The sequence below is a fragment of the Neptunicoccus sediminis genome (genome assembly GCF_001719615.1).
In the GTDB taxonomy this organism is placed as follows: Bacteria; Pseudomonadota; Alphaproteobacteria; order Rhodobacterales; family Rhodobacteraceae; genus Amylibacter; species Amylibacter sediminis.
Window position 1 is genome coordinate 25,199 of sequence record NZ_MDVX01000003.1, and the last position, 14,297, is coordinate 39,495.

At 57.6% G+C, this 14,297-nt stretch carries 12 protein-coding genes; 6 read left to right on the forward strand and 6 right to left on the reverse strand.

Annotated elements, in window-relative coordinates; translation table 11 throughout:
• Positions 1-5: 5 nt before the first annotated feature.
• Positions 6-2,063: a capsular polysaccharide biosynthesis protein gene (locus tag BFV97_RS06575; RefSeq protein WP_245667640.1), complete on the forward strand. Its 2,058-nt coding sequence runs from the start codon at positions 6-8 to the stop codon at positions 2,061-2,063.
• A 13-nt stretch (positions 2,064-2,076) separates the two neighbouring features.
• Here the strand turns inward: BFV97_RS06575 and ribD are convergent, their stop codons facing one another.
• Positions 2,077-3,153 carry a bifunctional diaminohydroxyphosphoribosylaminopyrimidine deaminase/5-amino-6-(5-phosphoribosylamino)uracil reductase RibD gene (gene ribD / locus BFV97_RS06580; protein ID WP_069299563.1) on the reverse strand — a complete coding sequence of 359 codons (1,077 nt, stop codon included), beginning with the start codon at positions 3,151-3,153 and terminating at the stop codon, positions 2,077-2,079.
• Between the two features lie 26 nt (positions 3,154-3,179).
• A complete protein-coding gene (gene nrdR, locus BFV97_RS06585; RefSeq protein WP_069299564.1) occupies positions 3,180-3,653 on the reverse strand; it encodes a transcriptional regulator NrdR in 474 nt (157 codons plus the stop codon).
• 171 nt (positions 3,654-3,824) lie between these two features.
• Between nrdR and BFV97_RS06590 the strand changes: the two genes are divergently transcribed.
• From BFV97_RS06590 to BFV97_RS06600, 3 genes are all read left to right on the forward strand, one after another.
• Positions 3,825-4,373, forward strand: a complete 549-nt coding sequence (locus BFV97_RS06590; RefSeq protein WP_069299565.1) for a hypothetical protein — start codon at positions 3,825-3,827, stop codon at positions 4,371-4,373.
• A complete protein-coding gene (locus BFV97_RS06595) occupies positions 4,370-5,266 on the forward strand; it encodes a hypothetical protein (RefSeq protein ID WP_069299566.1) in 897 nt (298 codons plus the stop codon). The genes BFV97_RS06590 and BFV97_RS06595 overlap by 4 nt, the downstream gene beginning before the upstream one ends.
• A gap of 94 nt (positions 5,267-5,360) precedes the next feature.
• Positions 5,361-5,978, forward strand: a complete 618-nt coding sequence (locus tag BFV97_RS06600) for a DUF4157 domain-containing protein (protein ID WP_245667642.1) — start codon at positions 5,361-5,363, stop codon at positions 5,976-5,978.
• Between the two features lie 341 nt (positions 5,979-6,319).
• Here BFV97_RS06600 and rpoD read toward each other — a convergent pair whose 3' ends face one another.
• From rpoD to BFV97_RS06615, 3 genes are all read right to left on the reverse strand, one after another.
• On the reverse strand, positions 6,320-8,314 hold the full coding sequence (rpoD, locus tag BFV97_RS06605) for an RNA polymerase sigma factor RpoD (RefSeq protein WP_069299568.1): 1,995 nt from the start codon (positions 8,312-8,314) through the stop codon (positions 6,320-6,322).
• Positions 8,315-8,438: 124 nt separating this feature from the next.
• On the reverse strand, positions 8,439-10,418 hold the full coding sequence (gene dnaG, locus BFV97_RS06610) for a DNA primase (protein WP_069299569.1): 1,980 nt from the start codon (positions 10,416-10,418) through the stop codon (positions 8,439-8,441).
• Positions 10,419-10,488: 70 nt separating this feature from the next.
• Entirely contained in the window at positions 10,489-10,797 is a 309-nt protein-coding gene (locus BFV97_RS06615; protein ID WP_069299570.1) for a DUF6476 family protein, read from the reverse strand.
• On the opposite strand from BFV97_RS06615, the gene BFV97_RS06620 reads away from it, so the two are divergent.
• Positions 10,796-11,833 carry an RluA family pseudouridine synthase gene (locus tag BFV97_RS06620; RefSeq protein WP_069299571.1) on the forward strand — a complete coding sequence of 346 codons (1,038 nt, stop codon included), beginning with the start codon at positions 10,796-10,798 and terminating at the stop codon, positions 11,831-11,833. The genes BFV97_RS06615 and BFV97_RS06620 overlap by 2 nt on opposite strands.
• A gap of 159 nt (positions 11,834-11,992) precedes the next feature.
• Positions 11,993-12,892, forward strand: coding sequence for an RNA polymerase sigma factor RpoH (gene rpoH, locus BFV97_RS06625; RefSeq protein ID WP_069299572.1), 900 nt, complete (start codon positions 11,993-11,995; stop codon positions 12,890-12,892).
• Positions 12,893-13,019: 127 nt separating this feature from the next.
• Here the strand turns inward: rpoH and BFV97_RS06630 are convergent, their stop codons facing one another.
• Positions 13,020-14,189 carry a calcium-binding protein gene (locus BFV97_RS06630; RefSeq protein WP_069299573.1) on the reverse strand — a complete coding sequence of 390 codons (1,170 nt, stop codon included), beginning with the start codon at positions 14,187-14,189 and terminating at the stop codon, positions 13,020-13,022.
• Positions 14,190-14,297: the final 108 nt, after the last annotated feature.

Here is a 14,297-nt window from a genome sequence, read left to right on the forward strand (position 1 = left end):
CGATTATGCCTGAAAAGAGCACGCGGGCCTTTGGCTTTTCTGCAAGTTTTCTCCTGAACAAACCCTTGCGGCGGGCCTTGCGTGCGGCGGGGATGGACCCGCGTCTTGGTTGGCCGCGCAAGGGCGACCGTGTTCTGGTCTGGGGGCGCAAACCGGTATCGCGCCGTGGACGGGCCATCGCCAGTGCCACAAGTGCCCAAGTGATCACAGCAGAAGACGGTTTCTTGCGTTCGCTACGCACGGGTCGACAGGGGGAACCGCCCCGATCGCTGGTTCTGGACCACAAGGGCATCTACTTTGAGACTGCCGCCCCGAATGATTTGCAGGATATTTTCCGCGCGGGTCCGGTGTTGTCAGACGCGCAAAGACATGCCGCATTGGAAGGCATCGCTTTCCTCCGCGACTGCCATTTGTCCAAATACAATGATTTTGCGCTGGACCCGCCTGCTTTGCCTGACCCATTCGTTCTGGTTGTGGATCAGACCTACGGGGATGCCTCTGTTGCCGGGGCGGGAGCGGGCAGCGAAACCTTTGCACAGATGCTGCAATCCGCACTGACAGAGCACCCCGACGCGTTGATTGTGATAAAAACCCACCCTGAAACCAGCGCAGGCCAACGGCGGGGGTATTTTGGTGCACAGGATGCTTCCGACAGGGTGATCCTGTTGGACGCGGCCGTATCCCCGTGGCACCTGATGGAACAGGCGCGCGCGGTCTATTGTGTGTCCTCGCAGATGGGGATGGAGGCGATTTTTGCAGGTCATCGTCCGGTGGTCTTCGGCAACGCCTTTTACTGCGGTCTGGACCTGAGCGAAGATCGCCACCCACAGGTTAAACCGCGCGGCCATCGCAGTGCGGCGCAGGTGTTTCACGGCGTTTACCAGATGTATTGCCATTGGGTTGACCCCGTCACCGGAGCGCCAAGCGATTTTGTGTCAACGGCCCGTCACCTGTCTGCGGCGGCAGATTTCCGGCGGCGAACGAGCGGTTTCAAAGTCTTTGTCGGCATGCGGCTGTGGAAGCGCGGGTTCTTGCGACGATACTTTCAACAGGACGGACCCGCGCCGGTTTTTGAAGACGATCCGGCCAAGGCAGCCCGTCTTGCCAAGGAAAAATCCGGCGCGGTTTATGTCTGGTCTGGCAAGGAAACCGAGGCATTGTCGGCGGCCTGTGACACATCAGGCGTGCCCCTGATCAGGGTGGAGGACGGGTTCCTACGCTCCAGCGGGCTTGGCGCGGCACTGGTTGAGCCGGTCTCACTCGCCTTGGACGATTTGGGGATTTACTACGATCCGACCAGAGAGAGCCGCTTGGAAAGGTTAATTGCGCAGAGTGCTGCTTTAACAGCGGAAAAGCGTAAACGGGCGCAGGATTTGGTGGAGCGTATTAACGCTTTGGGCTTGTCTAAATACAACCTTTCGGGGGGCGATCTGCCGGCGTTGTCGCAAGACCGTCATCTGGTGCTGGTGCCCGGTCAGGTAGAGGACGACCAGTCAATCCTGACAGGCTGTACCGATATCAGAACCAACCTTGATCTGCTCAGGGCGACCCGCGAAAGATTTCCCGACAGCTTCATCCTTTATAAACCTCATCCTGATGTAATGGCGGGACTGCGCAACGGCGGCGCGGCGATTGACAGTTTTGCCGATGTGGCGGATCTGCTGGTGGAACAGGCGGATATTGCCCGATTGTTGGGGCAGGTGGATTGCGTGGCGACCATGACCTCTCTGACGGGGTTTGAGGCGCTTTTGCGGGGTAAACAGGTGGTGTGCTTTGGGGCGCCGTTTTATGCAGGCTGGGGACTGACCGAAGATCTCGGGCAGGTTCCGGCCCGCCGGACTGTGACCGTTCCGCTGGAAGGGCTGGTTCACGCGGCGCTGATCGACTACCCGACCTACTGGGACCCTGCGGGCAGGGGGCGGGCAGGTTGCGGTGTCTGCTCTGTGGAAACCATCCTGTCGCGTTTTACTCACGGACGGGTCAATACGCGGGGGGCTGGCGGGATCAGGCTGTTGGCAAAGCTGCAGGGCGTGTTTGCCAGTTACGCCCATTTGTGGCGATAGCGGCGCGTCCGGATCAGTCCCGTTGCGGCGCCCAAAGCGTCAGCACATCCGGGCCAAGCGTTGTAACTGATGTGCGGGTGAACCGCGGCGCATCCTTCAGCGCATCTACCCCGAACGCGCCCAGATTTGGCAGCCCGTCCGCCCCGATCGCCACACCTGCGGAAAACAGCGCCAGTTCATCCACTGCGCCAATCCGCAACAAAGAGGCCGCGACCTGTCCGCCACCTTCGACAAACAGGCGGGTAATGCCTTGGTTTGCAAGCGTTTCAAGAACCGCTGCCAGATCGAGCCGACCATCGGGCGCGGCAGCACACGCAAGGGGAACCGCGCCGGCCTCCGTCCATTTTTGCGTGGAGCCCGCCCCGTTCGTATGGCAAATCCAAAGCGGAATATCCCGCGCCGTACTGGCAAGCCGGCCCGTAGCTGGCAGGGAAAGCCGACTATCAAGCACCACCCGCACGGGAGAGCGATGGGCCAGCCCGAGATCCCGAACCGACAGGTCCGGATCATCCTGTTCCACAGTGTTCCGCCCCACCAGTATGGCATCATGGCGCGCCCGCATCAGATGCACCGCCCGCCGTGCCATCGGTCCGGTGATCCACCTGCTGTCACCTGTTCGCGTTGCGATCCGCCCGTCCAGACTGCTGGCGAGCTTTAGTGTTATGCTGGGGCGATCCTTGGTGATCCGACTGAAAAATCCGATATGGTCCGCATCCGCCTGCGCCTTGAGCACGTCACACGTTACCTCAATGCCAGCCTGTTTAAGAATTTTGAAACCTTTACCCGATACACGGGTGTCAGGATCTTGCGTTGCGCAGACCACGCGGCGTATCCCCGCCTTAACCAACGCCTCTGCACAGGGGCCGGTTTTTCCGTGATGGGCGCAGGGTTCCAATGTGACGTAGGCCGTTGCGCCCTGCGCCAGATCGCCTGCTTGGGTCAGGGCGTGAACCTCTGCATGGGGGCGGCCGCCGGGTTGCGTCCAGCCCCGTGCAATGATGCGGTTGTCCTTGACCAGAACACAGCCCACGGCGGGGTTCGGCCAGACATTGCCCAACCCCCGCTGGCCCATTGTCAGGGCCATCTGCATAAACCGTGCATCCATTGGGGCTGGCGTCACTTTACCTCGTCCGGGGCGGTCGGGGGGCGCAACTGCTGGACAAAATCTTCAAAGTCGTCCGCGGCTTGGAAGTTCTTGTAAACACTGGCGAAACGCACATAGGCAACCGTATCAATCCGTGCCAGCGTATCCATCACGATCTCACCGATCCGGTCGGAAGCCACATCGCTTTCGCCCATGCTTTCCAGTCGGCGCACAATGCCGGAAATCATCTGGTCAACCCGTTCGGGATCCACGGGACGCTTTTGCATCGCCATCCGGATCGAGCGTTCCAGCTTGTCCCGATCAAAATCCTCGCGTTTGCCATTTTTCTTGACCACCACAAGATCGCGCAACTGGACCCGTTCATAGGTGGTGAATCGCCCTCCGCAAGACGGGCAGAAACGCCGGCGCCGGATGGCCACATGGTCTTCGGCAGGACGGCTGTCCTTCACCTGTGTGTCGGTATTGCCGCAAAAGGGACATCTCATAAACCTGTACCTCAATCTTGTTTTCTCAGACTATAGCAATCTTCAATGGTTTGGGTAGGAAAAATCCGCATCCCCAAGATACTGTGCTGCTTTCGCTATCTAGTGTTGCTTTGGTTGACCGTGCTGATCGAATGCGGGTAGTTTCGCGCCTGTAAACGGTAGGGACTTTATATGCTGGATGGATTGGTTGACTGGATCGGGAAGCGGGCTTTCGGGCTGGTGACGATACTGGCGTTTGTTGTCGGGGGAAATGTGCTCTGGCAGATTTATCTGCATAAAACCACGCCGCTTCTGGCGTGGAAAGGGGGCGGTTTTGGCATGTATACCGAACCCCACGCCGAAGATCGTGGGGTTTGGGTGCGTTTGCGCGGCGCAGAGGGGGGCGAGGCGCTGGTCCAGCTTTGGCCGGAAACGGCTGCGTTTTCCACATGGCGGGACATGGCGGGTGTGCGGGGCGGTGCCTATCTTGCAGGGCTGACCCGCAGTGCCGAGCGGCTGCGCTTTTACCCGCGCGACAGTGTCAGCGATCCGTTGATTGCCCGACTGGCCCGTGTGCGCTGGCCCGAAACCCTGATCCAAGAGGTGATCCCCAGTGACGGGACGGTTTTCAATCCGGCCACGATTTCTCTGGAAGTTTATGAAAATCGGTTCAACCAGACAGAGGCGACAGTATCGCGCAATCTGGTCTACAAGCGCAGCGGCGGGGAGGCTGGCCAATGACCCCGTTCAGAGAGCGTTTGATCATCCAGCCGGTCGCAAGGTTCGTAAGCGAAGAGCATATTCGCACGCTGCTGATCCTTTTTTCTGCCATCGTTTTCGTTTTCTTTACCACTAAGGAGTACATTCCTTTTGCGGCGCGTCTGGTGGTTCCATTTCTGCTGATCCTGTTGATGACAACGGGACAGATGAAGCAGCGTGTGGTCTTGTTATTCTGCGTTGTGCTTGGCTTGGGCCTGAATGTCTGGGCCAATTATTACGTCATTGCCAACCACGGCTTTATGATCACCTACATCGGCATCGCGCTGATGATCGCTTGTGCAGCGGGGGCGCAGGCATCGGCGGTTATGGCGCGGGCCGCGGTTTTGTTGATCAGCATCCTGATGGGATTGGCGTTGATCCAGAAACTTGTCTCCCCCCACTATATGACCGGGGCTCTCGTGGGCGGGTATCTGGCCAACGGGTATATATTTAAAACGCTGATTTCGCTGTTTTATTCCAACTGGCCGGAGGTGGTGCAACAGAACCTGACGGGGCAAAAGCTGTTGCTGTCAACGCCGCCCGGAGAGGGGAGCGTTGTGCCCCTGACCGTGCCGCCGTTTGTGCAGCTTTTGGCGATCGTTTTGACCTATGCGGCATTGTTTTCGCAGGTGGCTATTGAGGCTTTTGTGCTGCTGCGGGCCCGGCTGGGTATCTGGACCCATTATGCGGTGCTGCTGTTTGTGCTGATCATCTACTCTACGCGGAATGAAAATGTTTTTCTGTCGATGAACCTTATTCTGGGCTATGCGATGACGGATGCGCAGACCAAAAAAGCGCGGCTGTGGTATGTGATCGGAATTGCCTATCTGCTGATTATGGAAATGATGGGATTGCGCCCCGGTATCTTCGGTTAACCGAAAAGCCGTTGCTTTAGCTGGACAAACTCCCCATGCTCTGGCCATGCGCTTTCTTGTGATCCTATTGTTACTGGCGGCCTGCGGGCGCCCCATGACCGACAGTGAAAAGGCGTTTGCAGCGCGGTTTCACGGCCCTGATCTGAATGTGAACCGGGTGCGTCTGATTGATAACGCGCCGGTCCGGTCCTACACATTGCGCGCGCCCAAACGCCCGAGACTGACCTGCACAGAGCGGGTCTATCCGCCGCCAAAAACCGAAATTGTCACCGGTGCGCCCTCGGCTGTGACCCTCTTTAACCGAATCTTTGTAAATCCGGATTATTATCTTAAGTCCTACACGCCGGCCTATCCAGATCGTCTGCATCTCTATCAGGCAATGTTTCTGGCCCATGAGCTGACCCATGTCTGGCAATGGCAAAACAGGAGGAAAACAGGTTATCACCCGTTGAAAGCCGCACAAGAGCATCAGACCAAGGCTGATCCCTATCTGATTGATCCGGAGAGCGGCGGGGACTTTTTGTCCTATGGCTATGAACAACAGGGCCGTATTGTTGAGGAATATCTCTGCTGCTCGGTGCTGGACTCAAAGGCGCCGCGCACAAGCCGGTTGCGCGATATGCTGGCCCCCCATTTCCCCCTGCACAAACTGCCCATGCGGGAGGTTATCGTGGGGTGGAAAGATGTGCAGATTAAGGGGATTTGCCGATAGGGGCGTCTGGTACAGGTGCTGACGGGTCGGAACTACGCCGCCGAACGCGTGTGACGTACGCTTAACTCAGTCAAGGGGAGGGTGCGTGATCTCTCCCTCGGTTTGTGCGTGGGAACAGACCTCGGCCAACAGGGAGCGGGTGCTGTCTATTGCAGCGGTGCACGGCCCTGTCGGGAGAATACCTAAGCCTGTGTAGATCTTTGGACAACACGGACTGTTGGAAAGATGATCGCTTGCCAAAGGCCTAAGCCTTTTGCCGCTTTCAACCTAAATTGACTGATAACGGATAACCGTTTTGTGCGGAACTGGCCGGATCATCCGGCCAGTTCCTGAACATGTATTTACTGATCCAAGAAACTCCGCAACTTGCGGCTGCGGCTTGGGTGTTTCAGTTTGCGCAGGGCTTTGGCTTCGATCTGGCGAATCCGTTCCCGTGTCACGCTGAACTGCTGGCCGACTTCTTCGAGAGTATGGTCCGTGTTCATCCCGATACCAAACCGCATCCGCAGAACCCGCTCTTCCCGCGGAGTCAGGGAGGCGAGAACCCGTGTCGTGGTTTCCTTCAGGTTGCCTTGAATTGCGGAATCCAGTGGCAGGATCGCGTTCTTATCCTCAATAAAGTCACCAAGCTGGCTGTCTTCCTCATCCCCGATCGGGGTTTCCAGCGAGATCGGTTCTTTGGCGATTTTCATCACCTTGCGCACTTTCTCAAGCGGCATTTGCAGCTTTTCAGCCAGTTCTTCCGGTGTCGGTTCGCGACCGATCTCATGCAGCATCTGGCGTCCGGTGCGAACCAGTTTGTTGATCGTCTCGATCATATGGACCGGAATACGGATGGTGCGCGCCTGATCCGCGATGGAACGGGTGATGGCCTGACGGATCCACCATGTTGCGTAGGTGGAGAATTTATAGCCGCGACGGTATTCGAATTTATCCACCGCCTTCATCAGACCGATGTTACCTTCCTGAATAAGATCAAGGAATTGCAGGCCACGGTTGGTGTATTTCTTGGCGATCGAGATCACCAGACGCAGGTTTGCCTCGACCATTTCCTTCTTGGCAAGGCGGGCTTCTTTTTCACCCTTTTGCACCTGATTCACGATCCGGCGGAATTCGGTGATATCCACACCCACGTATTGGCCCACTTGCGCCATTTCGTTGCGGATGTCTTCGGCCTTGTCGCGGAAGCGTTCGATGAACTGGCTCCAGCCGCGTCCGTCCCGTTCCGCAATATTGTCGAGCCACATCGGGTCCAGTTCCTGACCGCGGTAAGCGTCGATAAATTCGCGGCGGTTGATGCGGGACTGGTCGGCCAGTTTGACCATGCCCGAGTCGAGCGACATGATTTTACGGTTAATCCCGTAAAGCTGGTCGATCAGGGCTTCGATACGGTTGTTGTGCAGGTGCATTGCGTTGACCTGTTCAACAAGAGAAGAACGCAGCTTTTGATAGGCGCTCTCTTCGGTGGCAGAATAGCTTTCGCCTTCGTTCAGCGTTGCAGAGATACGCACGTCTTGCATCGCGGCCAGCGCCTCATAGTCGTGGGCGATCTTTTCAAGCGTTTCCAGAACTTGCGGCTTCAACGCGGCTTCCATCGCTGCCAACGACATATTGGCGGCTTCGTCCTCGTCGTCGTCGTCATCATCGGAGTGGATCGGATTGCCGTCCGCGTCCACTTCGGGTGTCTTCTCCGCAGCGGCGGGGGCGGCCGGTGCGCCGGGGGCAGCCGGTTTCAGTCCGGCAACGACGCTTTCTTCGCCGTCTTCTTCCATCGTGTTGCCAAAGGTGGTTTCAAGGTCGATCACATCGCGCAGCAGGATGTCTTCTTCAAGAAGTTCCTCGCGCCAGATGGTAATGGCCTGAAAGGTCAGGGGGCTTTCGCACAGACCGGCAATCATTGTGTTGCGGCCGGCTTCGATCCGCTTGGCGATGGCGATCTCACCTTCGCGGCTCAGCAGTTCGACAGAGCCCATTTCCCGCAAATACATGCGGACAGGGTCATCGGTGCGGTCCAGTGTTTCCTTGCCGGTTTCCGCCAGAGCGACCTCTTTGGCAGAGGTGTCAACGACGGCCACTTCTTTGGAACTGTCGTCTTCGAGTTCTTCCTCTTCGATGATGTTGATGCCCATTTCGGACAGCATGGACATCACGTCTTCGATTTGTTCGGAGGAAACCTGATCCGGTGGCAGCACCTGATTCAATTCGTCGTAGGTAATGTAACCGCGTGCACGGGCACCCGAGATCATCTTTTTGACCGCGGCTTGGCTCATGTCATTCATCGGGCCTGCGTTTTCAGGATCGTCGGTTTTCGCCGCGTCGTTGTCTTTCGCTGCCATGTTAGCCTCCAAAATATCATGTGCCGTTGGCCTTTGGCCTATTTCGGCTGAGTGATCAACCGAATACGGCGAATCGCTTTGCTGGTTTCGAATCAATAGAACGAATCAATGATTCGCAATGGTTCTACTGCTTTTTCTTTACCCAAACCTGATCATCGATCAGTTTTTGTAGCTGTTGTGACAAATTCTCCCGATCCTCAGACTGTCCGGCACCGGGGTTCACACTGGCCTTTACAGCTTCGGCGCGGGCTTCAGAGGCTTGCTGGATGCGCCAGGTCAGCCCTTCGTCGGCCAGTCCTTCAAGATCCCTTTCAGCCTCCAGCAGTTCTGCTTCAGCGCCCTTGTTGGCAGCGTGTTTCGCGAGTTCTTCGCTTAAGGTCAGTGCAATCAATTCGGGGTCCGTGTCAGGTTTCAGATGCGGGTGTATGCGCACGGGGGGCAGCGAGAGCAGATGGGCCATCGGGTCAAAGCCGAGCCGCCCTGTCATTGCCGAGATCAGAGTCCCCGATGCATCCTCCCCAGATAGGTCCAAATGCAGCGATGCCAAGAGTGCCGATTGAATTTTAATTAGATCGGGGGCGGCGATGGGGCATTTTTCCAGCGCGGTTTCCCGTTCCAGCGCCGCGTCCGGATTGCGAATCGCAGCGGCGAGAATCAGGGATTCGCGCAGGCGGGAGGGTTCAAACGGGGAATCCTGCTGCGCCAGAAGCGAGGTTTTGGTGCCTGCCGTAGCGGTCTGGGGCGGGCGGTAGCCGAATTTGCCCTTTCCCCTGCCACCTTTGTTAAAAGAGGGCTGCCAAGGCGTCTCGGGGCGGTTTTTCGGCGCGAACAAATCGGCCCGCAGTTCCTTGATAGCGGCGGTGTAATGGGTTCGCAGGGAGGCGTCTTTGATGGCATAGAGCGCGGTGCGCAGGCTGGCATCCAGCGCTGCGCGGCGTTCGGGGCTGTCAAAGACCTTACCCTCTATTTCCCGCTCCCAAAGCAGCGTGACCATAGGTTGCGCCTTGTCGAGCAGGGCCTGCATCGCGGCGGGTCCGCTTGCTTTGAGCAGATCGTCAGGGTCCTGACCTTCGGGCAGCACCACAAAGCGCAGGGATTTTCCCGCCTCCAGAAGCGGCAGGGCCAGATCAATCAGGCGGCGTGCGGCGCGGATGCCGGCGGTGTCACCGTCAAGGGCGATGATCGGCTCGGGGCACATGCGCCACATCAGTTGCAACTGCGGTTCGGTGATGGCGGTGCCTAGGGGGGCAACGGCGTGATCGAACCCTGCCTGTGCCAGCGCAATCACGTCCATATAGCCCTCGGCGACGATCAGGCTTTGGGTTTTGCCTGCGGCTTCGCGGGCGGGACCGTGGTTATACAGGCTGCGACCCTTGTCAAACAGCGGGGTTTCGGGACTGTTGAGGTATTTCGCCCGCGCGTTCGGGTCCATTGCACGGCCGCCAAAGGCAATGCAGCGGCCCCGCGCATCGCGGATCGGAAAGATGATGCGGCCGCGAAAACGGTCAAAAGGGGTGCCGCCGTCATCCGGTTTGACGCAAAGCCCGGCCTCGTCCAGATCGGCGGGGCTGATTCCCTTGCCGGTCAGATGCTGGAAAAGGGCGGCGCGCGTGTCACTGGCAAAGCCGATCTCGAACCGTTCCTGAATCGCCAGTGGCATGCCGCGATTTTCCAGATACTCCCGCGCGGCGGTGGCCTGTCCGGTGTTAAGCTGCATCCGGTAGAATTGCAGCGCCTGTTCCATAATGTCGGCCAGAACCGTGCGGCGGTCCGCTTCTTTCTGGGCGACCGGATCGCGCTTTGGAACCGGCATACCCGCTTCACGGGCGAGGATTTCCACAGCCTCCATAAAGCCGACGTTTTCTGTTTCGCGCACAAAGGTCAGCGCATCGCCCTTGGCATGACAGCCAAAGCAATAGTAAAAGCCCTTCCGGTCATCCACATGAAAAGACGCGGTTTTTTCCTGGTGAAAGGGGCAGGGGGACCAATAGTCACCTTTGCCGATATTGGATTTACGCGTGTCCCAAGTGACTTTGCGGCCCACCACATGTGCGATGGACAATCGGGTGCGCAATTCGTCAAGGAAACCGTCTGGCAGGCTCATGGCTGTAATATGCTGTCGTTAGGGGGGCGCGGCAAGGCGCGGAATTTGGATATTTGCACCAAAAAGAGGCTCATGGTCGGGATTCGATCCGAACGGTCTGGCGCAAGTCTCCGGTTGTGCGATCATAGATCAGAATTGTGTCCTGCGCTGTAACAATCGCGTACCAGTCGCCCGCTTGGGTGAAGGCGGTGGCTTTTGTGCCGTCGGGCAGGGCGATGCTGTCGGGCAGGGCGGGGCGGCTGTCTGTCGAGAAACGCATGACAAGCACCGCGAAGATGGCTAGAAGCCCGAGGATCATGGTTGCGGTCAGGATCGTAACCAGTCTTCGCAGGAACCGCAGATTTGCAGGTTCCTCTATTTGGGAATCGTTTTGATCCATGTCTGACACGTTGCAAACCCTTGTTCTGATCCTTGGCGACACGCCGCCTGCCCGTCTTGATAAGGCACTGGCTGGCGTTGTTCCAGAGGGAGAGAGCCTTAGCCGCTCGCGGATCAGTAAATTGATCGAAGCGGGGGCTGTGTCCCGTGTGGCAGACGGTATGCCGGTGACGGTGCTCAAGACGCAAGGTCAGCCGCAGGAGGAATGGCAGATTGTGATTCCGGCGGCAGAGACGCTGGAAACCGTGGCGCAGGATATTCCGATTGATGTGGTTTATGAGGATGATCATCTGATCGTGGTCAACAAACCTGCGGGTATGGTGGTGCATCCGGCGCCGGGGTCCGAAGACGGCACGCTGGTGAACGCGCTGCTGCACCATTGTGCGGAGAGCCTGTCAGGGATCGGCGGGGCCAAGCGGCCCGGTATCGTGCACCGGATCGACAAAGACACCAGCGGTATTCTGGTGGTCGCAAAGAGCGATGTGGCCCATCAGGGGCTGGCGGCGCAATTTGCCGACCATTCGATCAACCGGCGCTACACGGCTTTTTGCATCGGTGTGCCCTCGGCGGCGGACCCGCGGTTGCGCGGGTTGCCGGGTGTCAGTTTCGAGCAGGGCGGCGTTTTGCGGGTGGCCACCAACATCGAGCGGCACAAAACCGACCGCAAGCGGATGGCTGTTGCTGCCAATTCGGGGCGGCATGCGATCACCCGTGCCTCTGTGATCGAGAGTTTCGCAGATCGTGCGGCGCGGGTCGAATGCTGGCTGGAAACCGGCCGGACCCACCAGATCCGCGTGCATCTATCCCATATCGGTCACGGGCTGATCGGTGATCCGGTTTATGGCACAAGGCGTAAGGTGAAGACGGCGGGGCTCGGTTCCGAGGATGCAGCTTTGATCAGCGGGTTTCCGCGTCAGGCGCTCCATGCGGCAAAACTGGGGTTTGTCCATCCGGTGACAGAGAGCTACGTTGAGTTTGAAGCAGAGCTGCCTGCGGACCTGCAAGCCCTAGATCAGGCGCTGCGCCAGCTCGGCTGAACGGGTTGGACTGCCCCGTCTTCTTCACTTTTACTTGAAGAGGCGCGAATATCCTACTAATGCAGTCAGGTTTGTCGGATCATTGTCTTGAAAACGGTCCCGGCGGTGCCTAGCTTATTTGTGGCCTTTACCGTCTGGGCCAAAAAAGGAGCCGAATTCATGAGTTATTCCAATCTTCCAGCACCAAGTCCCGAACAGGGTCTAAGCCGTTACATGCAGGAAATCCGCAAGTTCCCGATGTTGGAACCGGATGAGGAATACATGCTGGGCAAAGCCTGGATCGACCATGAGGACACAGAGGCAGCCCATAAACTGGTGACAAGCCACCTGCGGCTCGCTGCGAAGATCGCGATGGGCTATCGGGGTTACGGGCTGCCCACGGCAGAGGTGATTTCCGAGGCGAATGTGGGTTTGATGCAGGCGGTGAAACGGTTCGAGCCGGACAAGGGTTTTCGCTTGGCCACCTATGCCATGTGGTGGATCCGCGCCAGTATTCAGGAATACATCCTGCGCAGTTGGTCCTTGGTGAAGATGGGCACGACGAGCGCGCAAAAGAAGCTGTTTTTCAACCTGCGCAAGGCCAAGAACCGGATTGGTGCTCTGGAAGAGGGCGATTTGCGGCCTGAGAACGTCAAGCGGATCGCAAATGACCTGAATGTGACCGAGGATGAAGTGATCTCTATGAACCGGCGCATGTCGGGGGGCGATGCCTCGCTTAACGCGCGGGTTGGCGGGGAAGAAGGCGACAGCGCGGCCGAATGGCAGGACTGGTTGCAGGATGAGACTGCGGATCAGGCAGACAGCTATGCGGAAAGCGACGAACTGAAGGCCCGTCGTGCGCTGATGGTTGAAGCAATGGATGTGCTGAACGACCGTGAGAAAGACATTCTGATGCAGCGCAAGTTGCAGGACAATCCGACCACGCTGGAAGATCTGAGTGTGGAATACGGCGTCAGCCGCGAACGTATCCGCCAGATTGAGGTCCGTGCTTTTGAAAAATTGCAGGAGAAAATGCGCGATCTGGCGGCAGAAAAAGGCATGATGGCGGAGGCGAATTAGCGCCACAGTGTGTTTCCGGCAGGCAAGAAAAAACCCTGCTCAGGGCAGGGCGGAGCTTTGTTTAGCTGTCTCGTAAATCTTAAATGAGTGTGCCGGGCGGTTTGCACCGCCCGACAGTTTCTTGGCCTTAGCCGAAGAATTTGAAGTCTTTTGCACCGAAATCGTCGATCGTGGTGTTTTCGATCAGGACCAATGCGGCATCCAGTTCGATTTGAACGTCGCTGCCGATTTCTGTCATTGCGTCTTTAGCTTCAGCGAAGTCCTCAAACACTTTGTAGAACTTCAGCTTGTCTGTGCGATGTTCGAAATCCGTGATCGTGATGTCGAACGTATCGGTGTGGAAGTTGAATTTATCCTTGCCGTTCCCGCCGGTTAAATTGTGCGTCCCTGCAAGGATGTCGAACTTATCCTTGCCGTTGCCACCATCAGCCGTATCGGACCCGCGGCGCAATTGGATTTTGTCGTTGCCACCGCCACCGTAGTAGAAATCGTCACCCCAGTCATCCTGGAACCTATCGCGGCCGGCGCCACCATAAAGAACGTCATCACCCAAGTCGCCGTTCAGAACGTCTCTGCCGCCGCCGCCGTAGATAACGTCGTCACCACCAATGCCAGCGATGTCATCGTTGCCATCTTCACCGTAGATAGTCTCGGCACCCTGAGATCCCCGGATGTTGTCACCGAATTCGGTGCCGATCACGGCCTCAATACTGGCGAATGTGTCGCCCTTGCCAACGCCGGATGAAGAACCGGACGAGGAGAACATGCTGAGCGTCACGCTGGCTGTCGCATTTGCGTATGACATGGTGTCATAGCCATCGCCGCCATCATGGAAATCTACACCGGTGCCAAAGAAGAATGTGTCGTCTCCATCGCCGCCTTCGTAATGATCGTCCCCTGCGCTGCCTGAAAACGTATCGTCGTCCAGACCGCCATAGAGGCTATCGTCGCCGGCACCACCGTCCAGCAAATCATTGCCGTCTTCGCCGTAAAGAATATCCGCATTGGCACCGCCGTAAAGCGCATCAGCGCCCGAACCGCCCTCAATAAAGTCGTCACCGCCGCCGCCGTAAGCTTCGTCAGCACCATTGTCGCCGGAAATCTCGTCCGCGCCTGCGCCGCCTTCGATGTAATCGGCACCAAGGCCGGCGTCGATCACGTCTGCGCCGTCTCCGCCGTAGATGGAATCGTTACCATCCAAACCTTCAATGCTATCCGCGCCACCCAGGCCTTCAATAATGTCGTCGCCGCTTGTTCCAGCAAGGGTGTCTGCGCCGCCTGTTCCTGAAATAGTCATTTGTGTGTTCCTCGTCCTAGTTTCCACAAAAAGTGTTTCCTTCGGCCCTGATCACTGATTCACATCGACCGAATTGAGAAGAGATTAACAAGCAATTTGTGGTGAAAT